Source organism: Stenotrophomonas sp. DR822 (assembly GCF_019793815.1).
GTDB classification, from domain to species: domain Bacteria; phylum Pseudomonadota; class Gammaproteobacteria; order Xanthomonadales; family Xanthomonadaceae; genus Stenotrophomonas; species Stenotrophomonas indicatrix.
This window is the reverse complement of sequence record NZ_CP081826.1, coordinates 1745929-1770171: the sequence shown is the minus strand read 5'-3', so window position 1 is coordinate 1770171 and position 24243 is coordinate 1745929. Positions and strand designations below refer to the sequence as shown.

Sequence of the window (24243 nt, the reverse complement as noted above, 5' to 3'; positions counted from 1 at the left end):
AGAAACAAGAGAATATGCATTTTCGGCAAAGTCGTGACGACTGCCGTGATTATTTGACGGCCATCATGAAAATAAAGTTCCGGATTCACGTGGTGCTGGCGTTGACGGCCGCACAGTGCGCCCATTCGTCAAGCGAAACCGGGGGGTTTTCGCGCTGACGGACAGGCAGGCGCGCGCAGTTCCTGCAGCGCTTGCACGTGAAAGTGTGACTGTTTTTCAAGGTTGATACCGCAGGTCTTGTTCCCGGGTGGAGCAGGGCAGGACGACATCACCTCCAAAAAATATGCCTGCTGTGCCACCGGTCATTTCATGGAGATTTACCGATGAACCGCATTTACCGTCTGGTTTTCAACCGTGCCCTGGGTGTGATGCAGGTGGCCTCGGAAATCACCCGGAATCCGACGGGAGGCGGTATCACGGCAACACGGCGCGGGATGAAACTACAGCGATTGGCAGTGGCATTGGCGGCCACACTGGCCAGCGGTTCGGCGTTTGCAGCCTGCACCACGGCCGGTGCGGTGATTACCTGCGATGGCACGACGAACCAGAACAATTTTTCCAGTACCGCCAATGGCGTGACCCTGAACATCGCCACCGGCGCGGTGCTGAGCGTGCTGCCCATCGTCGGCGGCAACGCAGTGGCGCTGACCGGCAACGGTATCACTGTGAACAACGCAGGCTCGATTGATCCCACTCTCAACGGAGGTATCAGTCTGGCTGCCTCTGGCATGGTGCTGGGCAACAACACTGCCGGTGGCAACACGATCAACGTCACCAACCAGGCGGGCGGCAGCATCAAGGGCCTGGTCAACATCGGCTCGATCCTGGGGCTGGGCGGGCAGGCGCTGATCGCCGAGAACGCTGCTGGCGGGGTAACCAACATCACCAACAACGGCACCGTGGGCATGTCCATTCTCGGAGCGGGCCTGCTGACCACCGCCGATGCTGCGGCGATCGTCACCTACGGCGGTGCCCAGGCGAACCTCGTCAATACCAGCACCATCACCGGGCGCATCGGGTTGGGTAGCTCGGCTGCTGGCAACACCGTGATCAACGCCGGCACCATCACTGGCAGCGTGCATCTGGGCAACTCCACCACGACCGGCAACAGCTTCACTGCAGTGTCCGGCTCCAGCGTGGCGCTGGGGCCGCTGGCGACCGGTATCGCAGGCGTGTTCGGCGCTGCAGGCGTGAACCTCGCAGCGGCGGGCATCGTCGATGGCGGTACCGGTACCGGCGACCGCCTGCTGCTGCAGAACAGCGCAACCGGCCCGGGCAGTGGCACCGGCGGTGCGGTGACCACAGTGAACTGGTCCGGCTACACCGGATTCGAGAACCTGACCGTCAACAGCGGCACCTGGAACCTTGTCGGTGCCTGGGCTGGCACCAGCGCCACGCTCAATGACGGCCTGGTCACCTTCAACAATGGCGGGTCCTTCGGCAGCGGCCTGTTGGACGTCAACGGCGGCGCCATTGCGGCCTCTACCGCCGGTCTCTCGCTTGCCAATGCGTTCGCGCTGAACGGGAGTGGACGGCTGACCTTGGCCGGCACCAACGCGTTTACCCTGGGGGGCGTACTCAGTGGCACCGGTGGGCTGACGGTCAGCAACAGCAGCATTGTCACGCTGGGAGGGGCCAACCTGTTCAGCGGTGGCGTCAACCTCAACACAGGTGGCCTGCTGCTGGGCAACGCTGGCGCGCTTGGCAGCGGCAACCTCACCGTGGGTGGGGCGGCGACGCTGGATACCACGGCCGGTTTCACTCTCGGAAACAATGTCGTGGTCAATGGTGGCGGGACGCTGAATCTGCTCGGCAGCCAGGCGCTGACCCTGGGCGGCTCGATTTCCGGCGCTGGCAACCTGATCAAGGGGGGCGCGGGAACGTTGACCTTGAACGGTGCCAATTCGCTGTCCGGCAACTTCTCCATTACCGGCGGCTCGCTGGCGCTGGGGGCGGGTGGCAGCCTGTCACCGACGGGCGCGATCTCGCTGAGCACCGGTACGACGCTGGATCTGTCCGCCGCTGGCAACCAGACCATCGGCTCGCTGGCCGGTGCAGGTGGCACGGTCAACGTTGGCACCCATGCACTGACTCTGGGTGGCCTCGGCAATACGGCCTTCGCCGGCAACTTCACCGGCACCACCGGCAGCCTTGTCAAAGTCGGTGCAGGGGTGCAGACGTTGTCGGGCAGCAACAGCCTGGGTGGGGGCGTTGCCCTCAATGGCGGCGGCCTGCTGCTCGGCAACAGCGGTGCATTGGGAACGGGTGTGCTGAGCGTGGGCGGCGAGGTCACGCTGGATGGCACTACTGCGGCGCTCAGCCTGGCCAACGACATCGCGCTCGGCGCTGGCGGCTCGCTCGCGCTGCAGGGCGGCCAGCCCGTGGTGCTGAACGGGGTGATCTCCGGCGTCGGCAACATTGGCAAGAACGGCGCATCGCTGCTCACCTTGAACGGCGCCAACACGTTCAGTGGTGGCCTGGTCGTCAACGGTGGCGGCCTGCTGTTGGGCAACAGCAGTGCGCTCGGTACCGGCCTGCTGGACATCAACAACGCCGCGACGCTGGATACCTTCGCAGCCCTGACCCTGGGCAATGACGTGATCATCGGCGCGGCAGGTTCGTTGAACGTGCTGGGTGGCAACGCGCTGACACTGGGCGGGGCGATTTCCGGTGGTGGCGGCCTGATAAAGAGCGGGGCTTCGACACTGACGCTCAACGGCGCCAATACCTTCACTGGCGGTTTGAACGTTGCTGCCGGTACGGTGGCGCTGGGCAGTGGTGGCAGCCTCGCCGCGACCGGCGCGGTCAGCCTGTCGGGGGCTGGGGCGGCGCTGGACCTTTCCCTGGGTGGCAACCAGACCATCGGTGCACTGTCCGGCGTTGCAGGTTCCACCATGGCATTGGGCGGCAATACGCTCACCTTTGGCAGTGCGACCGACCAGACCTTCGCTGGAGTGATCAGTGGCGTCGGCGGAGGCCTGGTAAAGAACGGAAGTGGCGTACAGACGTTGACCGGCGCAAACACCTTCACCGGCGGCGTCGCGCTCAATGCTGGCGGTCTGCTGCTGGGCAACAGCGGTGCACTGGGCACCGGCGCGCTCAGCGTCAACGGTGCCGCGACGTTGGACGGCAGCACTGCGCTGACCCTGGGCAACGCGGTCAACCTCGGTGCGGCACTGACCTTGGGCGGCAGCAACAACATCACGTTGAACGGCGACATTTCCGGCGTCGGCAGCCTGACCAAGAACGGCGCCTCGCTGTTGACCTTGAACGGTACCAATGGTTTCAGCGGTGGCCTCAACCTCAATGCCGGCAGCGTGCTGCTGGGCAGCAGTACGGCGGCGGGCACCGGCGCGCTGAACATCGGTGGCAACGTGTCGCTGGACGCGGCGGTTGCGCTGAACCTGGGCAACAACGTGGCCCTGGGTACCGGTGCGATTCTTACGCTCCCCGGCAGCCAGAACATCACGCTGGGCGGCGTGGTGTCCGGCAACGGTGGCCTGGCGAAGAACGGCGCCACGGTGTTGACGCTCAACGGTGCCAATACCTTCGGGGGCGGCCTGAACCTGGCGGGCGGCGGCCTGTTGCTGGGCAACAGTGGAGCCCTGGGAACCGGCGCGCTGAACGTAGCTGCGAATGCCAGCCTGGACAACAGCATTGCGCTTGGGCTGACCAATGTGGTCAACCTTGGCGCAGGCTCGGCACTGACGCTGATCGGCAGCAACGCACTCACGCTCGATGGTGTGATTTCCGGCACCGGCAGTCTGGTCAAGAACGGCGCCGGTACGTTGACCCTCGGCAACGCCAACGGCTTCAGTGGCGGCCTGACGTTGAACGGCGGCAACCTGCAGTTGGGCAACGCAGGCGCGCTGGGAACGGGCGCGCTCAACGTCGGCGGCAATGCAACGCTGGATACTGCCGCTGCCTACACCGTGGGCAACGCGATCAACCTGGCTTCGGGCACGACGCTCGCCCTGCAGGGCAGCAATGCGCTGACGCTCGGCGGTGTGGTGTCGGGCAATGGCGCACTGGTCAAGAACGGTGCGGCCACGCTGACCCTGACCAACGCGAATACCTACGTCGGCAGCACCACGATCAATGCCGGAACCCTGGCGCTTGGCGCAGGCGGCAGCCTGGCTGTAGGGGGTGACGTCACCCTCGGCGGCGCCGGCGCGGGCTTTGACCTATCGGCGGCAACCGGCAACCAGACCATCGGCACGCTGGATGGCGTGGCCGGTTCGACGGTCATGCTGGGAGGGAACTCGCTGACCTTCGGTACGGCAGCCGATGCGGTGTTCGATGGCGTGATCAGTGGAGGCGGCGGGCTGGTCAAGGTGGGGGCAGGCGTGCAGACGTTGTCGGCTGCCAGCACCTTCGGCGGCGGCGTCAGCCTCAATGCCGGTGGCCTGCTGCTCGGCAATGACGGGGCGCTGGGCAGTGGTGCGCTGACCGTGGGTGGCGCGGCGACCCTCGACACCAGCCTGGCGGCAACACTGGTCAACAACATCGCCCTCAACGCCGGCCTGACCGTGCTCGGAAGCAATGCGCTGACGCTCAACGGGGTGATCTCCGGCACAGGCAGCCTGATCAAGAATGGTGCTGCCACGCTTACCTTGAACGGCGTGAATACCTATACCGGCGGCACCAACGTCAATGCCGGCACACTGGCCCTGGGAGCAGGTGCAAGCCTGGCCGCCAGCGGCACTGTCAACCTGGCCAGCGGCGCTACGCTGGATCTCTCGGCAGGCAACGGTGCGCAGACCTTCGGTACCCTGACCGGCAGTGGCACGGTCAACCTGGGCGCGAACTCGATCACCGTCGGCGGGCCGACCAACGGTGTCTTCAGCGGCTCCATCGCCGGCACCGGCGGCCTGATCAAGGAGGGGGCCGGTACTGAAACGCTGACCGGTACCAACACCTTCACCGGTGGCACTCTGATCAATGCGGGAACGCTGGCGATCGGTGCCGGTGGCAGCCTGGCGGCAACCGGTGCAGTCACGCTTTCCGCGCCGGGCACCGGCTTCGACATCTCCGCTGCTGGCAACCAGACCATCGGCGCGCTCAACGGCGTCGCCGGCAGCACCGTGGCGCTGGGCGGAAACACGCTGACCTTCGGCGGTGTTGGCAACGGTACCTTCGATGGCGTGATTGGTGGGACCGGCGGGCTGGTCAAGAACGGCACGGGCATCCAGACGTTGGGCGGCGCCAACGTGTTCGGTGGCGGGGTGGCACTCAACGGTGGCGGCCTGGTGGTGGGCAACAATGCCGCGCTGGGTACCGGCGCGCTGACCGTGGGCGCCAACGCATCGCTGGACAGCAGCATCGCTGCGAACCTCGGCAACGACATCGGCCTGCTGGCCGGTGCCACGCTCAACCTGCTTGGCAGCAATGCATTGACGCTGGGCGGGGCGGTCACCGGCGATGGTGGCCTGATCAAGAATGGCGCGGCGACGGTCACCCTGACCGGCAGCAACACCTTCACCGGCGGCACGGTCATCAACAGCGGCACGCTGGCGATCGGGGCGGGCGGCAGCCTGTCGCCGACCGGCGCGATGAACCTGGCCGGTACCGGCACCTTCGACATCTCCGCTGGCGGCAACCAGAGCATCGGTTCGCTGGCGGGTGTGGCCGGCAGCACGGTGTCGTTGGGGGGCAACAGCCTGACGCTGGGAGGTACCACCGACGCGACCTTCAACGGTGCCCTGACCGGCAGCGGTGGGCTGGTAAAGAACGGCTCCGGCGTGCAGACCCTCAACGGTGCCAGCACGTTCGGGGGCGGCGTCACCCTCAATGCTGGCGGCCTGGTGGTGGGCAACAACGCTGCGCTGGGAACTGGCGCGCTGACGGTGGGGGGCGCTTCCACGCTTGATTCCAGCAGTGCGGTGACCTTGGCCAACAACATGGTGCTCAACGCGGGCCTGACCGTGCTCGGCAGCAACAATCTCACCCTCAACGGCAATCTGTCGGGGGCCGGCAGCTTGACCAAGGACGGCGTTGCTACCCTCACGCTCAACGGCACCAACACCTATACCGGCGGCACCTACATCAACGCGGGCACGCTCGCGCTCGGTGCCGGTGCCAGCTTGGCCGCCAGCGGCATCGTCAATCTGGCCACGGGCGCCACCTTCGATCTTTCGGCCGGCAGCGGCACGCAGGTATTCGGCACGCTGATCGGCAATGGCACGGTCAACCTCGGCGCGAACACGTTGACCATCGGCGATGCCACCAATGGCGTATTCAGTGGTTCGATCGGCGGCACCGGTGGACTGATCAAGGAGGGCACCGGTACCGAAACATTGACCGGCACCAACACCTTCACGGGCGGCACCACCATCAACGCCGGCACGCTGGCGATCGGCGCCGGTGGCAGCCTGGCCGCTACCGGCGCAGTGAACCTGGCCAACGCCGGTACCGGTTTTGACATCTCCAGCGGTGGCAACCAGGCCATCGGTACATTGTCCGGCGTCGCCGGCAGCACGATCAGCCTTGGCGGCAACACACTGACCACCAACGCGGCGGGCAACAGCACCTTTGCCGGCGACATCAGTGGCGCCGGTGGCCTGGTCAAGAACGGTGCGGGCGTGCTCGGCCTCACCGGCAACAACACCTTCGGTGGCGGAGTGGCGCTCAACGCCGGTGGCCTGTCGCTGGGCGGCAGTGGTGCCCTGGGCACCGGCACGCTGACCGTGGGCGGTGACGCCACGCTGGACGGCAGTGTGCCGCTGACCCTGGGCAACAACGTGCAGCTGGCAAGCGGCACGTTGACCCTGCTGGGGGGCACGCCGCTGACGCTGGACGGCGATATCGCCGGCAATGGCAGCCTGCTCAAGGATGGTGCGGCGACGGTGACCCTGGGCGGTGCCAGCAGCTACACCGGCACCACGACGATCAACAGCGGCACCCTGGCAGTCGCCGCCGGTGGCAGCCTGTCCTCGGCCAGCACAGTGAACCTGGCCGGCGCCGGAACGCTGGACATCAGTGCGGCCGGCGACCAGGCCATTGGTGGCCTGGCCGGTGTTGCCAGCGGCAACGTGGTGCTCGGCGGTTCCACCCTGACCACCGGCGGCAGCAATGCCAGCACCACCTTCGGTGGCACCATCGGTGGCAGCGGTGGCCTGGTGCAGACCGGCACCGGCACGTTGACCCTGACCGGCAACAACACCTACACCGGTGGAACCACCATCAACGGTGGCAGCACCTTGCAGATCGGCAATGGCGGCGCGACCGGTGCGATCGTCGGCGACGTGACCAACAACGGCGCACTGGTGGTCAACCTGTCGGGCAACACGACACTCGGTGGCACCGTCAGCGGCAGCGGTGGCCTGACCCAGGCCGGCAGCGGCACGCTGACGCTGACCGGCAACAACACCTACACCGGCGGCACCACCATCAATACCGGTGGCACCCTGCAGGTGGGCAATGGTGGTGCAACGGGGTCGATCATCGGCGACGTCGGCAACAACGGCAGCCTGGTGTTCAACGTGGGTGGCAACACCACGCTCGCGGGCGTGGTCAGCGGCAGCGGCGGTCTGACCCAGGCCGGTGCCGGTACGCTGACCCTGACCGGCAACAACACCTACACCGGCGGTACCACCATCAACACCGGCGGTACGCTGCAGGTCGGCGATGGCGGGGCCAGCGGTGCGATCACCGGCAACGTCAGCAACAACGGCAGCCTGGTGTTCAACGTCGGCGGCAATACCACGCTTGGTGGCGTGGTCAGTGGCAGCGGCGGGTTGACCCAGGCCGGCAGCGGCACGCTGGTCCTTACCGGCAACAACACCTATACCGGTGGCACCACGATCAATGCCGGCGGTACCGTGCAGATCGGCAACGGCGGCGCCAGCGGCGCGGTCACCGGCAACATCACCAACAACGGTGGCCTGGTGGTCAACACCGGCGGCACCACCACGCTGGGTGGCAGCATCAGTGGCGCGGGCAGCATCGTGCAGGCCGGCCCTGGCCTGCTCAACCTGGGCGGCAACAGTGGCGGATTCACTGGTACCGGTCAGGTCACCGGTGGTGGCCTGAATGTCACCGGCACCGTCGGTGGCCAATGGACCATCGGCAGCGGCACCACGTTGTCGGGTACCGGCACCATCGGCGGCAGCGCTGGCGGCGTCACCGTGAGCAGCGGCGGTGTGGTATCGCCGGGCAACGGCCCGGGCAATGGCAGCAGTGGCGGCAACGGTACGGGCGCGATCACCGTGGGCGGCAACCTGACCCTGGCACCGGGCAGCACGCTGTCGGTCGACCTGGGCGCTACCGGCAGTGACGTGGTGCAGGTGGGCGGCAGCGCGAACATCGGTGGTGCATCGGTGGTGGTCAACGCCATCGACCCGAACACCAGCTACCAGCAGGGCCAGCAGTACACGATCATCAACGCAGGCGGCGGCGTCAGCGGGCAGTTCGTGCCTCCCACCACCACCTCGGCGTTCCTCTCACTGAGCCCGGTCTACACCGCGAATGCCGCGCAGCTGAAGATCGATGTGAAGCAGACAGCGGCCTTCGTCACGGCTGCGCAGACCCGCAACCAGCTGGGCGTGGCATCGGCGCTGGACAGCCTGCCGCAGACCGGCGCGGCGCTGGGCCTGTACAACACGCTGCTGGCCTACGACACCGCCACCGCGCGCAACGCGTTCAACCAGCTCTCCGGTGAAGTGCATGCAGCCAGCCGTGCAGTGCTGCTGTACGACAACTACCTGGAAGAGGGCATCCGCCAGCGTCTTGGCAGCGAGTTGCCGACGGTGCGTGGCGAGCGTGCTTCGGCATGGCTGGCGGGTAGCGGCAAGGTGTTCAAGCAGGACGGCGATGGCAACGGTGACCAGATCCGTGCCAACCGCAATGCACTGATGGCCGGCGTCGATTGGAAGCTCGGCGAGCATGTGGTGCTGGGTGCGGCGGCGGGCAGCGAGCGGCTGGATACGCGGCTGTACGATCGCCAGTCGCGTGCACGCCTGCGTGGCAACACCTATGGACTGTATGCGCAGGGCGAGTGGAGCAACGGATTTGCGGTCGGTGGCAGTGTGTCGCGCGGCGATTACCGCACGCGCACCACGCGTGAAGTGCCGCTGCTGGCACAGACGCTGCACAGCCGCCAGGATTCGGATGTCACCATCGCCCAGATCGAAGGCAGCTGGACCTGGACCCATGGCAGGACGCAACTGCAACCGTATGTGCAGTTCACCAAGCACTGGGTGGACAGCGATCGCGCGGTGGAGCAGGGCGGCAGCGCGGCGCTGATGATGGAGGGCGGCAAGGACACGCTCAATGTCAGCACCGTCGGCGTACGCGGCCGCTGGGATGTGGGCAGCGGCGAGCGTTATCCGGCACAGCTGACGGTCGGCCTGGGCTGGCAGCATGCGTCCGGTGACACCGACGTGGCCAGCCGGCAGAGCTTCGCCGTCGGTGGCACGGCGTTCGATGCCTACAGTGCCGTGATGGCGCGCAACGCGCTGGTCAGCCAGGCCGGTGTGGCCGTCGGCCTGGGACGCAGCAGCCAGCTGTCGCTGTTCGTGCAGGGCCAGCATGGCGACGGTCGCAACGATATCGGTGGCCAGTTGAACCTGCGCGTCGGGTTCTGAGCCAGCGCGTGTCTTCGACGGATCCACGCCATGCGTGGATCCGTCGAGAGCCGGGTTACAGCACCCGCTGCATCTCCACGGCGTCGATTCCGGCGCCGTGGCCATCGGCTACCACGCGTACCACCTGGAAGCCGAGGCCGGCATGGAAGCTGTGCGTATGCTGGCTGGTGCTGAGCGTGATGCGCCGGACCGATGGGGCTGCTTCAGCCTGATGCAAGTGGGCCACTGCGGCGCGCGTCCCAGCCCCTGTCTGTGGCGACTTCGTTCAACCATGCCCCAGCACAAGCTGGCGCTGCCATCGCCGCAGTGCCAGAGGCCGCCGCAGGCCAACACCTGGCCCTCGACCTCGATCACCTGGAAGGCGCGCTGCACGGCGTGTTCGTGCAGGAAGCGCTCGAAGTCACTCCGCTCTGCCGGTGCGAAGGAGGTGGGCACGTTGCTGTCGAAGATCGACAGGCAGGCGGTGGTGTCGGTGCAGCGGTAGGGGCGGGGTGTCATGAATGACTGTCATCGTGGTGGCGGGCACATTGTGCGCGAGGTCCGGACCATTGATGTCCGGATATGGCGAGCCCGGAAACCGGTCCGGGCGCAGACTGCGGGTGCCCGTCATCAGGAGGATCCATGTCCTACGTTCACCAGAACTTCGTTCAACTCCACCAACGAGGCGGTCTCTATGTGCTGCCCAACGTATGGGATGCCGGTGGCGCCCGCCTGGTCCAGCAGCAGGGGGCTCTCGCGGTGGGAACGTCGAGTGCTGCCATGGCTTGGTCCTGCGGCTATGCCGATGGCGGTTCGCTGCCGGAGGCCGCGCTGCTGCAGCGGGTTTCAGAAATGGTTGGTGTGACCTCGCTGCCGGTCACGGTCGATATCGAGGACGGTTACAGCGATGTCCCCGATGCGGTCGCTGAGCGGGTGCTGCGCCTGGTGGAGGCGGGTGCGGCAGGGATCAACATTGAAGACGGTGCCGGCAGCCCTGCGGCGCTGGTGGACAAGATCACCGCCATCCGTTCGGCGCTGGGCGGACGACCGCTGTTCATCAATGCGCGCACCGATGTGTATCTGCGCGGCCTGGCCGAAGGAAATGAGGCGGTGGGAATGAGCATCGATCGGCTGCAGGCCTATGCACGTGCCGGTGCCGACGGCGGCTTCGTGCCCGGGCTTCGCGCGCTGGACGAGGCTGCTGCAGTTGCCAGCGGCGTGTCGCTGCCTCTCAACCTGATGTGGCTGCCAGGGATGGCGCCGTTCGCTGCGCTGTCGCAGGCCGGCGTGCGGCGGCTGAGCGCGGGCCCGGCCTTGTTCATGCATGCATGGGCGGCGATGGCTGCGGCGACCACGGATTTTCTCGGCGGAGTGATGGCGATGCCCGAGGGCGCACCGGGCTATGCGGCCTTGAACCAGCTGTTCAGCGACAGGTGAGGGCGCCAAGGCGGTGCGCGCCGACAGGCTCGACCACGGGCGGGTAGTCGATGCGACCGGGCCGAGGCATCCACGCATGGCGTGGATCTACTGCCGTAGCTGGAGGAACAAGCCCCTCTGTTGAGGGGCTGCCCCGACAGGGGCGGGGAGAGGCAGGCGAAGGGAGGGGCCCGAGCGTTGCGCAGCAACGTTTGCGGCGAAGCGCGCGCAGCGCACTTCGCGTCCCCCGCCAGATAAATAAAAAAAGTGCTGCTGTCCGGCTCTACTCCTGCAGGCCGTCGAACCTGGGCGGGCGCGGTTCCTTCGGTCATCCACGCATGGCGTGGATCTACTGCCGTAGCTGGAGGAACAAGCCCCTCTGTTGAGGGGCTGCCCCGACAGGGGCGGGGAGAGGCAGGCGAAGGGAGGGGCCCGAACGTTGCGCAGCAACGTTTGCGGCGAAGCGCGCGCAGCGCACTTCGCATCCCCAGCCAGATAACTGAAAAAGGCCGCCCCTAAGGGCAGCCTTTTTCAGTTATCTGGCGGAGAGAGGGGGATTCGAACCCCCGAAGCGCGGTTTAGACGCTTACACACTTTCCAGGCGTGCTCCTTCAACCACTCGGACACCTCTCCGGATCCCTGCCATCGGCAAACGCCTCAGCAGGGGCGCAGATTCTAGCGGGCGCAGCGGCAGGACACAAGCACTGGTTTGCAGGGCGAGAGGGCTGGACAGGCGTGGCACAATGGAACATCCGATGGAAGACGGTGGCCTGATGTCCTATCTCGTCCTTGCCCGCAAGTGGCGTCCGAAGCGTTTTGCCGAGCTGGTGGGCCAGGAACACGTGGTCCGTGCGCTCAGCAATGCGCTCGACAGCGGCCGGGTCCACCATGCGTTCCTGTTCACCGGTACCCGCGGCGTGGGCAAGACCACGATCGCGCGCATCTTCGCCAAGTCGCTGAACTGCGAACAGGGCACCAGTGCCGATCCCTGCGGCCAGTGTGCGGCCTGCCTGGACATCGACGCCGGTCGCTACATCGACCTGCTGGAAATCGATGCCGCGTCCAACACCGGCGTGGACGATGTGCGCGAGGTGATCGAAAACGCCCAGTACATGCCCTCGCGTGGCAAGTACAAGGTGTACCTGATCGACGAAGTGCACATGCTGTCCAAGGCCGCGTTCAATGCGCTGCTGAAGACCCTGGAAGAACCGCCGGAACATGTGAAGTTCCTGCTGGCCACCACCGACCCGCAGAAGCTGCCGGTCACCGTGCTCAGCCGCTGCCTGCAGTTCAACCTCAAACGCCTGGATGAAGACCAGATCCAGGGGCAGATGACCCGCATCCTCACCGCCGAGGAGATCGAGTCGGACCCGTCCGCCATCGTGCAGCTGGCCAAGGCCGCCGACGGCAGCCTGCGTGATGGCCTGTCGCTGCTCGACCAGGCCATTGCCTATGCCGGCGGTGCGCTGCGCGAGGACGTGGTGCGCACCATGCTGGGCACGGTCGACCGCACCCAGGTGGCGGCCATGCTCGATGCCCTGGCCGATGGCGATGGCCCGCGCCTGCTGCAGGTGGTGGCGGCGCTGGCCGAGTTCTCGCCGGACTGGAGCGGGGTGCTCGATGCGCTGGCCGAGGGCCTGCATCGCATCCAGGTGCAGCAACTGGTGCCGGGCGCGCCCGCCGCTGCCGAGGGACTGGATGCCAGCGCGTTTGCTGAACGCCTGCGCCCGGAAGTGGTCCAGCTCTGGTATCAGATGGCGCTGAATGGCCGTCGCGATCTGCCGTTGGCGCCCAGCCCGCGCGCCGGCTTTGAAATGGCCGTGCTGCGCATGCTGGCGTTCCGCCCTGCGGCTGCCGTGCCGTCGGTGCCGCGTGCGCCGGAATCCACCGGTGGCAGCGCGCCGACCGGTATGGGTCAGGCCGGGGGCGGCCTTGCTGGCAGCCACGAAGGAGCTGCACCGGCCGCTGCTGCGGCACCAGAAGCCGCAGCGGGCACCCGGGCAATTGCGGCCCCCGTGTTGGCGGAGGCGACCGCGCAGACGCCGAACCCGGCGCCACAGCGCGAACCCGAGCCGGAGCCCGAGCCGACCCCGGAACCTGAACCGGCTCCGGTCGAGGAACCCGGATCCCCGCTGCCGATGAAGGCGCAGTTGGCTCCCGAGGCGGCCACGCCCAAGGCACCTGCCGAGACAGATGACCTGCCGCCGTGGGCGACCGACGCGGCTGGCGCGCGCGATGAAGCGCTGGCGGCGGAAATGGCAACCCCCGACGCGGCCATGGTCGCGCCGTGGCACGAGCCGCCGGCGCCGGCTTCGCGGCCGGGTGCAGAGGCGGTTGCCGCGCCGGAGCGTCCGTTCCGTGCCGAAGGTATCGACATCGCCCCGGCACCGGTTGCGGCGAGGGAAAAAGCCTCGCCGGCAGGCACTGTCAGCGAGCTGGCCTGTGCCGAGGACTGGCTGGACCTGGTCGCCAACAGTGGCCTCAGCGGTCCGTCGCGGCAGCTTGCGGCCAACGCGGCCTTCATCAGTTGCCAGCATGGGGTCTTGAAACTGGGCCTTTCGCCCGGATTTGAATACCTGCGCTCCGAGCGCGCGCTGGCAGCGTTGGGCGAGGTGCTGGAAAAGTCCCTTGGCCACGCGCTGAAGATCGTGGTCGAAACCGTGGAAACCGAGCAGGTCCCGGCCGAGACCCTGCACCAGCGCGCCGACCGCCAGCGTGGCGAGCGGCAGCAGGCTGCCGAGGCCATTTTCATGGACGACCCGGAAGTCCAGCTGCTGATCCAGCAGCACGGCGCCCGGGTTGTTTCCGATTCCATCCGTTCTTTTGACGAGTAAGACGACATGCGCGGCAATATCGCCCAACTGATGCAGCAGGCCCAGAAGATGCAGGAAAACCTGCAGAAGGCCCAGGAAGAAATCGCCAAGATCGAAGTGACCGGCAGCGCCGGTGGCGGCATGGTCAGCGTCACCCTGACCGGCGCCAAGGAGTGCCGCAAGGTACGCATCGATCCGTCGCTGGCCAGTGACCCGGAAATGCTGGAAGACCTGATCGCCGCCGCCTTCAACGACGCGTCCAACAAGATCGACGCCGAGTCGAAGTCGAAGATGGGTTCGGCCACCGCCGGCATGCAGCTGCCGCCGGGCATGAAGATGCCGTTCTGATGTCCTGCGTGGCACCCGCGCTGCCGGGTGCCATGCACTGTGTAGCGTCGAGCGTGCTCGATTGCCCGCAACTTCCAGTCGAGCACGCTCGGCTCTACAGAACACGCCGCCGTGTCCGCACCCCTGCTTGAACAACTGATCGATGCACTGCGGGTGTTGCCTGGCGTAGGCCAGAAGACGGCGCAGCGCATGGCTTACCACCTGCTCGAACGCGAGCGCGAAGGTGGCAAACGCCTTGCCGAGACGCTGGCGCAGGCGGTTGAACGCATCGGTCACTGTGCGCAGTGCCGCGACTTCAGCGAAACCGAGCTGTGCCCGACCTGCGCCAATGGCAGCCGCGAGCGCAGCCAGTTGTGCGTGGTGGAATCGCCGGCTGACCGCCTGGCGATCGAGAACGCCACCGGCTATCGCGGTGTTTACTTCGTGCTGCAGGGGCGCCTGTCGCCGCTGGATGGCATCGGCCCGCGCGAGCTGGGTCTGGAGCAGCTGGAGCAGCGCCTGGCCGAGGCGGAAGTGCAGGAACTGATCATTGCCACCAGCGCCACCGTCGAAGGCGAAGCTACCGCGCACTATCTCGCGCAGCTGGCGCGTGCCCGCCAGGTGCGGCCGAGTCGACTGGCGCAGGGCCTGCCGCTCGGCGGTGAGCTGGAGTATGTCGATCGCGGCACGCTGTCTCACGCGTTCGGCACCCGCAGCGAAGTGCGCGATTGAGTCGATGCCGGGCATGCCCCGGCGTTACCGGCCTACAATGCGGGGACACCCCGCCGAGGCCGACCATGAGCAGCGAAACCCTCTTCAGCAAGATCATCCGTCGCGAGATCCCGGCCACCATCGTCTATGAGGACGACGACGTGCTGGCGTTCAAGGACATCGCACCGCAGGCGCCGGTGCACGTGCTGTTCATTCCGAAGAACGAGATCATTCCGACCCTGGATGACCTGCAGCCATCGCAGGCGCACCTGATCGGCAAGCTGGCCTTGGCCGCCGCCGAGTATGCGCGTCGGGAAGGTTTCGCGCAGGACGGCTACCGCGTCGTGATGAACTGCCGCGAAGATGCCGGGCAGACCGTGTTCCATATCCACATGCATCTGCTGGCTGGCGCGCCGCTGGGTCACTTCGGTACGCCAGGGCGTTGAGGCGGCCATCCACGCATGGCGTGGATCTACTGTTGTTGGTGCCCTGTCGATCCATGGCATGCGTGGATGAAAAAAGGCCGCCCGATGGGCGGCCTTGTGCATCATGCGTACCGGGCCTGGACTACCACCAGCCCCAGCCGCGGTAACCACCCCAGTACGGGCCATACGGGCCCGGGCCCCACGGCCCGTAGGGGTAGGGCACCACATCGACCTGGCGCTGCTCCGGCCACAGGTAGATCACGTCGGCAGACAGCTTCGGCAGCCGGTAGTCGTAATCGCCGATACGGGTGTTGGCGTAGCCATCGATCTTGCCGATGAAGGTCACGTCGCGGCCGGCTTCGAACACGGCCGGATCGTAGAAGCCGGCGCGGCAGGCGATGAAGCGGCCGTCGCTGGCATCGGAAGAGGTGGTGTTCGGGCGGCCACTGCCGTTGAGCGGGCGCGAGATGATCTGGAAACAGGTCTCGCCCTGGCCAGGCTTGGTTTCGATGATCCGGCCACCCCAGCGCACCGGCGTGCCGACCTGCTGGGTGGCAACCGAGTCGCGCGGGGAAACCAGGCTGAACTGTCCCTGCAGCGGCTTGGGGGCCGTGGCGCAGGCCGACAGGGCCAGGGCGGCCACGGCGGTGAGGAGGAACTTGGTATTCATGGGGAGGCTCCGGAAGTCGGGCGATGCCTGCGCAGGTCCCGCAATAATGGGGCGAGCTCGGTACAAGTGCCAGCGTAGCGTGCATCAGCGAAACGCTGGCTGAGTGTGATGAGGGCCGGGTCGGGGCGCTGCGCGTGGACCCGGCGGGCCCAGTGCAGGGCCGGTTCGTGCGGTTCGCGGCCCAACCCCAGCCGCACATAGCGCTGCCCCAACCGGTGCCAGGCGCGCAGCAGCGGGTCACCCTCGCGTTCGCCACGGGCCAGCAGCCATGCCATCCATGCCAGCGCCAGCAACGCGGCCATCACGAAGCCGGCCAGCAGCTGTCCAGGGCCGAGGTCGTCCAGCCCGAACGGTTGCAGCAGCTGCTGCTGGCGGCGCGCGTCGAACGACAGCACCAGCTCGTTCCAGCCCCTGCGCATCCAGTCGCCGACCTGGCCCAGTTGCAGCCAGCGGTGCTGCAGGCCGGTATCGGCCCCGGCCTGCAGGCGATCGTCGAGCGTGTCCAGGATGCGCTCGGGTGCGACTGCCGCTGTCGGATCGATGCGTACCCAGCCGCGTTGCGGCAGCCACACCTCAGCCCAGGCGTGGGCGTCCATCCGTCGAAGCACCCAGTAGTCGCCGATCGGGTTGCGCGTGCCGCCGGCGAACCCGGTGACCACCCGCGCCGGAATGCCGGCATTGCGCATCAGCACCACGAAGGCCGAGCTGAAATGCTGGCAGTAGCCGGCCTTGTAGTCGAACAGGAATGCATCGACCGGATCGCGCCCGGCGGCCGGTGTTTCCAGCGTGTACGAGAAGTCCGCGGTGATCCACGCCAGGGCGCGACGGACCACGGCGGCATCGTCGCTTCCCGCTTCCTGCCGCCACTGCCGGGCCAGGGTTGCCGTCCGTGGGTTGAAGCCTTCCGGCAACTGCAGCGCAGCGCGACGCTGGTACGGCGACAGCGTGGCATCGAAGCGCTGCGGCGGAGCCGAGTGCAGGCGCCACCGGCTCAGTGCGGACAATGCGCGGTCGCTGCTCAGGCTCAGGGCTGCATCCAGCCGGCTGCCCTCTGGTGCGGCGGTGGGGAGATCCAGCGCGACAAGTTGGCGACGGTCGGTGGGTTCGTAATCGATCTGGTAGTCCCAGCCCTCCGTGCCGTGTTCGACGATCGCTGGCGGCAGGCCTTCGGTACGGCGGTCGCGTCGCCAGACATGCCCATCGAAGCGGGTCAGTACCGGACCGCGCCAGTAGCGCTGTGCCGGCGCTGGAACCGCGCCGAAGAACTGCGCGCGCAGGGCCGGGGTGTCGTCGGCCATCAGGTCCAGCCACTTGTCCGGCTCCATCGTGTCCGACAGCCCCGGTGTGCCGACGGCGCGCTCGGGAATGCCCCACAGCGGCGTGGCCAACCGCGGGAACAGCCAGAAGCAGGCCAGCGCCAACGGCAGGCCGATCAGCAGCAGGCGACCAACGCCACGCAGCTGCGTGGTCAGCGGCGGCGGCGCGCTGCGGCCTTCACCCTGCGCCAGCCGCTGCAGCGCAATCAGGGCGCTGACGCCGGCCAGCACGGCGAGCACGGTGGTCAGCGGCCCCTGGTCGAGCAGGAAGGCAGCAAATGGTGAGAACAAGGCAAAGCCAAGCAGGCTGCGTGCATCGCGCAGGCTGCGCAGCTCGCTGGATTTGATCGCCAGCATCGCCGCCAGCAGCGCGCATCCGGTATCGCGGCCGGGGCGCACCGCGCCCATCTGCCAGACGATGGCGGCAAGCATTCCCAGCACCAGCAGTACCCGCACCGGTATCGGCAGCATGCCGCGCTGTGACAGCGCCGCGGTGGCGAGCGCCGCCACGGCGATCAACGCGGCCAATGTGGTGGGCAGCTGCAGCAGCAGCGGCAACAAGGCCAGTGCGGCGCTGGCCAGCGTCCACGTGCGGGTATTGCGGTCCAGCAGCAGGGCAGGCTCAGTCATGGGGAAGCAGCGCCAGCGCACGCAGGCACAGATGGTGGTGGCCGGCGCCCTGGCCGGGGCCGATCGGCGGCTGCATCGGCAGCAGCAGCGTGTAGCGACGCCCTTCTCGCTCGGCGCTCTCCACCCAGCGAGCCAGGCGCGCGATGCGGGCCTCCTGGCCCAAGGGGGCCAGTGCGCGCCAGTCCAGCACGACCTCGATCCCTATCGGCTTTTCATACTCGCGTACCAGCAGCGTGTCGCGGCGTGCCGAATGTTTCCAGGCAATGCTGCGCGGTGGGTCCCCGGCGCGATATGGGCGCAGCTGGTGCAGTTCCTCGCCATTGGCGTGGGCGCGGGTGTGCAGAGGGTCGTTACCCTGCTGTGGCAACGGCGGCGCCTTCGCTTCGGCCTGCGGGTAGACCAGCAGGGGTTCTTCAGGCCACACCCATGACCATGCCCTGACCAGGCCAAGCGGCTGGGTGCTGGACAGGCGGATGCGGGGCAGTTCCAGCCAGCCACGGCGTTCGCTGGGTACTTCCAGCTCGGCTTCACCGCGGCCGTGGGCGGGCAGGTCGAGCCACGCTTGGCTGTTCCCCAGTTGCAGGTGCAGGCCGTGGCGTGCCCGTGGGTCGCGCAACGACAGGTCCATGCGCAGGCGCAGCGGTTGCCCGGCGGGTACCGGCTCGGCGGAGATCGCATCGATATGCACGCCCGACAGCTGCAGGTGTGCGGCGATGGTGCTGGCGATCGCCGCTGCGGCCAGCAGCAGCGCCAGCAACAGGGCCGGGTTGTTGTTGTAGTTCAGCGCGCCCAGCAGCATCGCCACCAGCAGGCAGGCCACAAACAGGCCGAAACGGGTGGGCAGCACATAGATGCGCCGGCGGTCCAGTCGCTGCGGCAGCGATTCCGGCGTACGTGGGCGTGCCAGCTGCAACAGTCGCCGGGCATGCGATGCCATCGTCAATCGACCGCGACGGTCTGCAGGATCGCCCGTGCCAGCGCCGGCCCCGTGCTGGATTCGGCTTCGCCCACCAGGCGGTGGCCTGCCACCGCCACGAACAGGGTCTGCACGTCTTCGGGCACGACGTGGCCACGGCCGAGCAGCAGCGCATGTGCCCTGGCGGCACGCAGCAGGGCCAGGCCGGCGCGCGGCGACAAGCCCACGCGTACGCCAGCGTGCTGGCGGCTGCGGGTCAGCAGGGCCTGCACGTAGTCCACCAGCGCATCGCTGACATGCACCTGGCCGACGGCTTCGCGCAGCGTGCGGACCTGGTTGTCGTCCAACTGCGGCAGCGCGCGGGCGATCAGGTCGCGACGATCGCTGCCGCGCAGCAGTTCACGCTCGGCCTGCGCACTGGGGTAGCCCATCGCCAGCCGCAGCAGGAACCGATCCAGTTGCGAGTCGGGCAACGGGAAGGTGCCCGACAGATCCACCGGATTCTGCGTGGCGATCACGAAGAACGGATCGGGCAGGGCGTGTGTCTGACCGTCGAGGGTGACCTGCTGTTCGGCCATCGCTTCCAGCAGGGCGCTCTGCGTGCGCGGCGGCGCCCGGTTGATCTCGTCGGCCAGCAGCACATGGGTGAACACCGGCCCGGGATGGAACTGGAACTGGCGGCTGCCGGCGTCGTACACCGATACGCCGAGCACGTCGGCAGGCAGCAGATCGGAGGTGAACTGCACGCGCTGGAAGCTCAGCCCCAGGCTGCTGGCCAGTGCGTGGGCCAATGTGGTCTTGCCGAGACCAGGCAGGTCTTCGATCAGCAGATGGCCGCCAGAGAGGAGAGCCACGAAGGCCAACCGCACCTCGTGCGCCTTGCCCAGCACCAGTGCATTGACCTGGTCCTGCGCATTGCGCAGGGACTGGCGCAGTTGATCGGTTAGCATGCTGGGCATGGGGGACGAAGCTGTCATGGTCGTCTCAAGTTCGGTAACCGGTCGATTCTATCCATAGAGCAATGCAGGGCGAACAGCGCGCACGTACGATTTTTCTCTGGTTATGGACGCTCGTCACAGCGGCCAAGCTTGCCGTGGCCGCACGCCTGCCGTTGTTCGTCGATGAGGCGTTCTACTGGCAGGAAGGCCAGCATCTGGCTGCCGCCTACTCGGATCTGCCGGGACTGACGGCGTGGTTGACCCGGCTGGGTGTCGAGGTCGGAGGCCAGCATGTGCTGGCGCTGCGACTGCCGTTCCTGGCCATTGGCGCACTGCTGCCGCTGCTGGTATCGCGCATTGCGGCACGCTGGTTCGGCAATGTTGCCGGTTGGCAGGCCGGCAGCTTGACGTTGTTGATGCCCTTGTCGGCCACGCTGGGCCTGCTGGCCGTACCGGATGTGCCGATGGCACTGGCGGCGGTGCTGTGCCTGGACGCTGGCGCACGCCTGCTGCGCAACGTTGATGCCTCCTCGGCAGTGAAGCTGGCGCTGGGCCTGCTGATCGGTGCGCTCAGCCACTATCGCTTCATCGGCGTGATCGGGGTCGGCTTCATCGCTTTGCTGGCGCTGCCGCAGGGCCGGCGCATGCTGGCCGATCCGCGCGTATGGGTGGCCTTGGCCGTTGGCGTACTGGCATGGCTGCCGCTGTTGGCCTGGAATGCCGACAATCACGATGCCGGCCTGAAGTTCCAGGTGGTCGAGCGCCACCCGTGGGCATTCGAGTGGCGTGGCCTGTGGTTCCTGATCATCCAGCCGATGCTGGTGACACCCGTCCTGTGCATCGCGATGTGGAAAGTTGCGCTGGCCGGTACCCGCAACGGCGGCGGCGCGCGCGTGCAGTGGCGCTATTTCGGCCTGGTCGGTGGCGTATCGACGCTGGGCATCTTCGCCCTGGGCTTCTTCACCGATGTCGAACGCATCAGCTTCCATTGGCCGCTGCCGGGTTACCTGGCCCTGCTGGTGGCGGTGCCGGTGATCCTCAACGGCTGGCCACGCTGGTTGCGGCGTACCGGCTGGTGGCTGGCCGGGCTGGGCATGGTGCTGGCCTTCGGCTATTACCTGATGGCGTCCTCGTCATCGCTGCGCGAGCAGTTGGCAGGCGACAAGTACTACCCGCGCAACTTCGCCGGCTGGCAGCCGCTGGCTGCTGCGGTCCGCGAGGAACTGCAGCAGATGCCGGAAGGCAGCCGCGTGCTGGCCGGGAACTTCAAGGTGGGCGCCGAACTGGGCTTCCAGTTGGGTCGTGGTGACATCGACGTGCTGCCGCATCCGCTCAACGACAAACACGGCCGCACCGCGCAGTTGGCGCAATGGGGCCAGGTGCATGAGGGCGAGCGCGACGTGCCGATGCTGCTGGTGCTGTCGCCCAGCGATCAGCGTTTCCGCGATCTGCTCACCCGCTATCACGCCATCTGCGAACAGGTCGGGCCGCTGCCGCCACCGCGCGTGGTCAGCAGCGATCACGGATTCCAGCGCTTCCTGCTGTTCCGCCTGCCGGTGCAGCGCGCCCAGGGGCCATGCGTCGCACCTGCGCTGGCCTGGCTGGATACCCCCTCCAATGGAGACGTGGTGAACGGGACGCTGGCGATCAAGGGCTGGGCATTCAAGGAGGGCGTTGGCCTGTCGCGGGTTGAAGTGCTGGTGGATGGTCGTTCGATCGGCGACGCCACCTATGGACGGGTGTTCGATATCCGCCACGCCTGGCCGGACAGCACCGATCCGCACCACCCGGCTGTCGGCTTCGATGCAACACTCGATACCACGGCGCTGGCACCGGGAAAGCATTGGCTGGGCCTGCGCCTGCACGGTCGCGATGGCAGCGTGGAGCTGTGGCAGGAGCAGCCCTTCGTGGTTGAAACGCGCTGAGGCAGCGTGCCTCGTGCCGGGGTTATGGCACCGCGAATCCGGCCCGGCGCAGCAATCCGCACAGCGCGATCAGCGGCAACCCGATCAGCGCGGTCGGGTCGCGGTTGTCGATGGCCTCGAACAGGCTGATGCCCAGGCCTTCGCACTTGAAGCTGCCAGCGCAGTCCAGTGGCTGCTCGCTGGCCACGTAGCGGGCGATCTCTGCTGCCTGCAGCGCGCGGAAGCGCACCTGGGTCATATCCATTGCCGAAAAAGATTCTCCGTCACGGGTGAGACTGATGGCCGTGTGGAAGCGCACTGTCTGCCCGGACATCGCCGCCAGCTGCGCACAGGCGGCCTGCACCGTGCCCGGTTTGCCCAGCGCCTGCCCGTTCAGGTCGGCCACCTGGTCCGAGCCGATCACCCAGCTGCCGGGATGGCGGGCGGCCACGTCGGCCGCCTTGGCGCCGGCCAGGCGTGCCGCCAGCGCCAGCGGCGCCTCGTCGGTCTCCGGAGTCTCATCCACCTGCGGGCGTGCGCAGTCGAAGGGCAGGCCCAGCCGTTCCAGCAGATCGCGGCGGTAGCGGGAGGTGGAGGCCAGGACCAGGGCAGGCATGCGGGAATTCCGGGGCGGGGGCGCGGCAGTCTGGCCCGCCAACGCCAGCCACAGCAAGCCTTTCGTGGCAGTCATTTGACACAGGAGCGGCCGATCCTTAATATTCGGCGGCTTATGTCCGCGAACGTGCCCGAAACGCTGGATGCCTGGCGGATGGTCGTAGCGCGAAGGCGCTTCGACGGTCAGGTAGCCCTGGCTGAATTGACTCGCCTGCAGGGGCTTGTCGCCGATACCGAGGGTGAGTGTAATTACTCGCTCGAATTCGGTCGCGACGAGATCTTGCGGGTATCCTATGTGGAACTGACCATCGATACCGCGTTGCCGCTGACCTGTCAGCGCAGCATGCAGCGTTTCCTGTTGCCGGTGAAGATGACCCAGAGGCTTGGCCTGATCCGCGACGAGGACGAGGAATCGTCCTTGCCGGAGGAATACGAGGCGTTGCTGGTGCCGGAAGATGGCCAGCTGCGTCCGTTGGACCTGGTCGAAGACGAACTGGTGCTGGCGGTGCCTGTGGTACCGCTGTCGCCGGACGGCGAGGCAGTCGACAAGGACTGGGCGCCGACCGAAGAAGAAACTGAAAAGGCCAATCCGTTCGCGGCGTTGGCGGCATTGAAGAAACAATAGCAGCCGGTTGTCGTCGGCGGCTGCGGCGAAAGCGAAAAGTGTGCTGGGCGCTGGCGTCCTGTGCGACGAAACGACGAAGCAAAACGAACCGAGTTTGGAGCAATCCCATGGCTGTCCAGAAATCCCGTGTTACCCCGTCCCGTCGCGGCCAGCGTCGTTCGCATGACGCCCTGAGCGCCAAGCAGCTGTCGACCGACCCGACCACCGGCGAAGTGCATCTGCGTCACCACATCACTGCTGACGGTTTCTACCGCGGCAAGAAGGTCATCCAGACCAAGTCTTCGGCTGTCCAGGAAGACTGATGTGCCGGAAGGTCGCTGCCCGCTGGGCAGCGGCCTTCGCCTTCTTTCCCGGGCCCGCCGGTGAACGGCGGCTCGTGCAACAGGAAACATGATGAGCAAGCGGATCTACTCGAGGATCGCGGGCACCGGCAGCTATTTGCCGGAAAAAGTCCTGACCAACGCCGACCTGGAAAAAATGGTCGAGACCTCGGACGAGTGGATCCAGACGCGCACCGGTATCCGTGAACGGCACATCGCTGCCGAAGGCGAAACCACCAGCGATCTCGGCTACCAGGCCGCGCTGCGTGCGATCGAAGCCGCTGGTATCGACGCTTCGCAGCTCGACATGATCGTGGTCGGTACGACCACTCCTGATTTGATCTTTCCCTCCACCGCGTGCCTGATCCAGGCCAAGCTCGGTGTGAGCGGCTGCCCCGCTTTCGACGTCAACGCAGCCTGTTCGGGCTTCGTGTTCGCGCTCAGCGTGGCTGACAAATTCATCCGCTCCGGTGATGCCCGCCATGTGCTGGTGATCGGCGCGGAAACCCTGACCCGCATCGTCGACTGGGAAGACCGCACCACCTGCGTGCTGTTCGGTGATGGCGCGGGCGCTGTCGTGCTCAAGGCCGACGAAGAAACCGGCATCCTCAGCACCCACCTGCATTCGGATGGCAGCAAGAAAGAGCTGCTGTGGAATCCGGTCGGCGTTTCGGTCGGTTTCGGTGAAGGCACCAACGGTGGCGGCACCATCAACATGAAGGGCAACGACGTGTTCAAGTACGCCGTCAAGGCGCTGGACTCGGTCGTGGACGAAACCCTGGATGCCAACGGCCTGACCAAGTCCGACCTGGACTGGCTGATCCCGCACCAGGCCAACCTGCGCATCATCGAGGCCACCGCCAAGCGGCTGGAGATGTCGATGGACCAGGTCGTGGTCACCGTCGACAAGCACGGCAATACCTCGTCCGGCTCGGTGCCGCTGGCACTGGATGCTGCCGTTCGTTCCGGCAGGGTCGAGCGCGGCCAGCTGCTGCTGCTGGAAGCCTTCGGTGGTGGCTTCACGTGGGGTTCGGCCCTGCTGCGCTATTGATAG

15 protein-coding genes, 1 tRNA gene and 1 pseudogene are annotated in these 24243 nt (G+C 66.9%); 10 read left to right on the top strand and 7 right to left on the bottom strand.

Features of this window, described 5'->3' with window-relative positions; all coding sequences use genetic code 11:
• Positions 1–323 precede the first annotated feature (323 nt).
• Positions 324–9584, top strand: coding sequence for an autotransporter-associated beta strand repeat-containing protein (locus K5K93_RS08205; protein ID WP_222390539.1), 9261 nt, complete (start codon positions 324–326; stop codon positions 9582–9584).
• A 55-nt stretch (positions 9585–9639) separates the two neighbouring features.
• Here the strand turns inward: K5K93_RS08205 and K5K93_RS08200 are convergent.
• Positions 9640–10082, bottom strand: a pseudogene (locus K5K93_RS08200) (GNAT family N-acetyltransferase).
• A 63-nt stretch (positions 10083–10145) separates the two neighbouring features.
• On the opposite strand from K5K93_RS08200, the gene K5K93_RS08195 reads away from it, so the two are divergent.
• Positions 10146–11000 carry an isocitrate lyase/phosphoenolpyruvate mutase family protein gene (locus K5K93_RS08195; RefSeq protein ID WP_314819811.1) on the top strand — a complete coding sequence of 285 codons (855 nt, stop codon included), beginning with the start codon at positions 10146–10148 and terminating at the stop codon, positions 10998–11000.
• 519 nt (positions 11001–11519) lie between these two features.
• Here K5K93_RS08195 and K5K93_RS08190 read toward each other — a convergent pair.
• Positions 11520–11612, bottom strand: a tRNA-Ser gene (locus K5K93_RS08190).
• Between the two features lie 122 nt (positions 11613–11734).
• On the opposite strand from K5K93_RS08190, the gene dnaX reads away from it, so the two are divergent.
• From dnaX to K5K93_RS08170, 4 genes are all read left to right on the top strand, one after another.
• Positions 11735–13813: a DNA polymerase III subunit gamma/tau gene (dnaX, locus tag K5K93_RS08185; RefSeq protein WP_222391019.1), complete on the top strand. Its 2079-nt coding sequence runs from the start codon at positions 11735–11737 to the stop codon at positions 13811–13813.
• A 6-nt stretch (positions 13814–13819) separates the two neighbouring features.
• Positions 13820–14140 (top strand): YbaB/EbfC family nucleoid-associated protein, encoded by a 321-nt coding sequence (locus tag K5K93_RS08180; RefSeq protein WP_025879376.1) that lies wholly within the window; start codon positions 13820–13822, stop codon positions 14138–14140.
• Positions 14141–14251: 111 nt separating this feature from the next.
• A complete protein-coding gene (gene recR, locus K5K93_RS08175) occupies positions 14252–14851 on the top strand; it encodes a recombination mediator RecR (RefSeq protein ID WP_025879377.1) in 600 nt (199 codons plus the stop codon).
• Positions 14852–14916: 65 nt separating this feature from the next.
• Positions 14917–15276 carry a histidine triad nucleotide-binding protein gene (locus tag K5K93_RS08170; protein WP_222390538.1) on the top strand — a complete coding sequence of 120 codons (360 nt, stop codon included), beginning with the start codon at positions 14917–14919 and terminating at the stop codon, positions 15274–15276.
• 121 nt (positions 15277–15397) lie between these two features.
• On the opposite strand, the gene K5K93_RS08165 is transcribed toward K5K93_RS08170, so the two are convergent.
• From K5K93_RS08165 to K5K93_RS08150, 4 genes are read right to left on the bottom strand one after another with little or no spacing between them, the layout of a single operon-like run.
• Positions 15398–15925: a Slp family lipoprotein gene (locus K5K93_RS08165; protein WP_025879379.1), complete on the bottom strand. Its 528-nt coding sequence runs from the start codon at positions 15923–15925 to the stop codon at positions 15398–15400.
• Positions 15922–17871 (bottom strand): DUF3488 and transglutaminase-like domain-containing protein, encoded by a 1950-nt coding sequence (locus K5K93_RS08160; protein WP_222390536.1) that lies wholly within the window; start codon positions 17869–17871, stop codon positions 15922–15924. The genes K5K93_RS08165 and K5K93_RS08160 overlap by 4 nt, the downstream gene beginning before the upstream one ends.
• Complete coding sequence (locus tag K5K93_RS08155; protein ID WP_093817483.1) at positions 17864–18808, bottom strand: DUF58 domain-containing protein; 945 nt, start codon at positions 18806–18808, stop codon at positions 17864–17866. Before K5K93_RS08155 ends, K5K93_RS08160 begins: the two co-directional genes overlap by 8 nt.
• Positions 18809–18810: 2 nt before the next feature.
• Positions 18811–19764: an AAA family ATPase gene (locus K5K93_RS08150; RefSeq protein ID WP_093817484.1), complete on the bottom strand. Its 954-nt coding sequence runs from the start codon at positions 19762–19764 to the stop codon at positions 18811–18813.
• A gap of 44 nt (positions 19765–19808) precedes the next feature.
• Here K5K93_RS08150 and K5K93_RS08145 point away from each other — a divergent pair, with 44 nt between their 5' ends.
• Positions 19809–21650: a glycosyltransferase family 39 protein gene (locus K5K93_RS08145; protein ID WP_093817485.1), complete on the top strand. Its 1842-nt coding sequence runs from the start codon at positions 19809–19811 to the stop codon at positions 21648–21650.
• Between the two features lie 22 nt (positions 21651–21672).
• Here the strand turns inward: K5K93_RS08145 and K5K93_RS08140 are convergent, their stop codons facing one another.
• Complete coding sequence (locus K5K93_RS08140; RefSeq protein WP_093817486.1) at positions 21673–22245, bottom strand: Maf family nucleotide pyrophosphatase; 573 nt, start codon at positions 22243–22245, stop codon at positions 21673–21675.
• 114 nt (positions 22246–22359) lie between these two features.
• Between K5K93_RS08140 and K5K93_RS08135 the strand changes: the two genes are divergently transcribed.
• The 3 genes from K5K93_RS08135 to K5K93_RS08125 all read left to right on the top strand — a co-directional run bounded on the left by K5K93_RS08135 (position 22360) and on the right by K5K93_RS08125 (position 24240).
• Positions 22360–22869: a YceD family protein gene (locus tag K5K93_RS08135; RefSeq protein ID WP_049465184.1), complete on the top strand. Its 510-nt coding sequence runs from the start codon at positions 22360–22362 to the stop codon at positions 22867–22869.
• Positions 22870–22976: 107 nt separating this feature from the next.
• Positions 22977–23171 (top strand): 50S ribosomal protein L32, encoded by a 195-nt coding sequence (gene rpmF, locus K5K93_RS08130; RefSeq protein ID WP_025879386.1) that lies wholly within the window; start codon positions 22977–22979, stop codon positions 23169–23171.
• A 91-nt stretch (positions 23172–23262) separates the two neighbouring features.
• Entirely contained in the window at positions 23263–24240 is a 978-nt protein-coding gene (locus K5K93_RS08125) for a beta-ketoacyl-ACP synthase III (RefSeq protein WP_093817487.1), read from the top strand.
• Positions 24241–24243: the final 3 nt, after the last annotated feature.

Excerpts from the sequence above, each read along its gene's own strand:
- K5K93_RS08205 (WP_222390539.1), top strand. The coding sequence starts at position 324 with ATGAACCGCATTTACCGTCTGGTTTTCAACCGTGCCCTGGGTGTGATG.
- K5K93_RS08195 (WP_314819811.1), top strand. The coding sequence starts at position 10,146 with ATGGCGAGCCCGGAAACCGGTCCGGGCGCAGACTGCGGGTGCCCGTCA.
- dnaX (WP_222391019.1), top strand. The coding sequence starts at position 11,735 with ATGGAAGACGGTGGCCTGATGTCCTATCTCGTCCTTGCCCGCAAGTGG.
- K5K93_RS08180 (WP_025879376.1), top strand. The coding sequence starts at position 13,820 with ATGCGCGGCAATATCGCCCAACTGATGCAGCAGGCCCAGAAGATGCAG.
- K5K93_RS08170 (WP_222390538.1), top strand. The coding sequence starts at position 14,917 with ATGAGCAGCGAAACCCTCTTCAGCAAGATCATCCGTCGCGAGATCCCG.
- K5K93_RS08165 (WP_025879379.1), bottom strand. The coding sequence starts at position 15,925 with ATGAATACCAAGTTCCTCCTCACCGCCGTGGCCGCCCTGGCCCTGTCG.
- K5K93_RS08160 (WP_222390536.1), bottom strand. The coding sequence starts at position 17,871 with ATGACTGAGCCTGCCCTGCTGCTGGACCGCAATACCCGCACGTGGACG.
- K5K93_RS08155 (WP_093817483.1), bottom strand. The coding sequence starts at position 18,808 with ATGGCATCGCATGCCCGGCGACTGTTGCAGCTGGCACGCCCACGTACG.
- K5K93_RS08150 (WP_093817484.1), bottom strand. The coding sequence starts at position 19,764 with ATGACAGCTTCGTCCCCCATGCCCAGCATGCTAACCGATCAACTGCGC.
- K5K93_RS08145 (WP_093817485.1), top strand. The coding sequence starts at position 19,809 with ATGCAGGGCGAACAGCGCGCACGTACGATTTTTCTCTGGTTATGGACG.
- K5K93_RS08140 (WP_093817486.1), bottom strand. The coding sequence starts at position 22,245 with ATGCCTGCCCTGGTCCTGGCCTCCACCTCCCGCTACCGCCGCGATCTG.
- K5K93_RS08135 (WP_049465184.1), top strand. The coding sequence starts at position 22,360 with ATGTCCGCGAACGTGCCCGAAACGCTGGATGCCTGGCGGATGGTCGTA.
- rpmF (WP_025879386.1), top strand. The coding sequence starts at position 22,977 with ATGGCTGTCCAGAAATCCCGTGTTACCCCGTCCCGTCGCGGCCAGCGT.
- K5K93_RS08125 (WP_093817487.1), top strand. The coding sequence starts at position 23,263 with ATGAGCAAGCGGATCTACTCGAGGATCGCGGGCACCGGCAGCTATTTG.